The sequence below is a fragment of the Streptococcus vestibularis ATCC 49124 genome, assembly GCF_000188295.1.
GTDB classification, from domain to species: domain Bacteria; phylum Bacillota; class Bacilli; order Lactobacillales; family Streptococcaceae; genus Streptococcus; species Streptococcus vestibularis.
Genome location: NZ_GL831122.1, coordinates 1 through 1,235, shown reverse-complemented (window position 1 = coordinate 1,235; position 1,235 = coordinate 1). Strand labels below are relative to the sequence as shown.

The 1,235-nt window shown below is 38.1% G+C and carries 1 protein-coding gene; it reads right to left on the bottom strand.

The annotated features are described in order from the left end of the window. Window positions 1-39: 39 nt before the first annotated feature. Window positions 40-1,169, bottom strand: a protein-coding gene (locus HMPREF9425_RS09640) for an IS3 family transposase (protein ID WP_416384780.1) whose coding sequence is annotated in 2 segments (ribosomal slippage) — window positions 40-905 and window positions 905-1,169 — 1,131 coding nt in all. Because the reading frame shifts where the segments join, the coding sequence is not laid out codon by codon here. Window positions 1,170-1,235 lie beyond the last annotated feature (66 nt).

Genomic DNA, 1,235 nt, shown 5'->3' with positions numbered 1-1,235 from the left:
GGCACTGCACCCTGATAATGGGACACAAGAAAAACACATTTATGAGGCCAGTTTTCTGTACTCTACAGGAGACTGATCATTTAATTTTTGTTGAATTCTAGTTTCATTATAAAATATGATGTAATTTTTAACAATATCTGTTATACTATCTTTAGTTAAATTTCTCCACCTATGGAGATAGAAGGTTTCAGACTTTAGGATGGAATGAAACCATTCGATACAGGCATTATCTGCTGGTGTTCCCTTACGGGACATAGAGCGGGTGATGCCTTTTTTTACGCAAGCCTGATAGTAAGCTTTTGAGGTGTAAACCGATCCTTGATCACTGTGTAAGATCGCTCCTTGAGGTAATTCCAATTGATGGAGCGTATCCAACACAAATTCCGTATCCTGACAATCTGAGATGGTATAAGCCACAATCTCACGATTATAGAGATCCATGATGGAGGACAAGTATAGCTTACATTTACCAAAGTATAAATAAGTAATGTCAGTAACAAGCTTCTCCATAGGCTTATTTGCTTGAAAATCACGATCTAGCTTATTGTCTGTTACATGGTAAGGTTTACCTAGATTTGGTGTCTTCTTAGGACGTGTCCGACAGAGCCATCCATTCTCCTTCATGATACGATAAACCTTCTTGCGATTAACGACAAGACTATGAATTTTCTTGAGCAATCGGGTGATGCTACGATAGCCGTAGATAAACTGGTTTTGCATACAGAGTTGCTCTATTTTATCGACCATTTCATCTCTCTTCTCAGGCTTCTTACTATCTTTTTTCCAACGGTAGAAGGTTGAGCGTTTGACGCCGAAGCAGTCCAAAATGGCTGAGACAGGATAGGTTTTCTTATATTCTTCCACAAGCTTGATAAGACTTACTTTATCGATTGTCTTACCAAGCTGCGATACTTTTTTAGTAGTTCCACTTGTAGGCGCAACTGTTCTACTTCGGATAGCTGTTCCATTCCTTTACCATAGGTATATTGTTTTCCCAGAGGTTGATGAAAACGATGTAGCTCATCATTCTCATACCATCTTATCCAGGTGTAGATTTGACTGACATTCTTAATTCCCAAGGTCTCCATGATGATCTTATTGGACTTACCAGCCTTTTTCATTTCGATGCAGGCTAACTTAGTTTCTAATGAATATGCTTTTTTGACCATAACAAAACACTCCTGTTTCTAGTTTACTAGATTTCAACAGAAGTGTTTTTCTTGTGTCTCATTTTT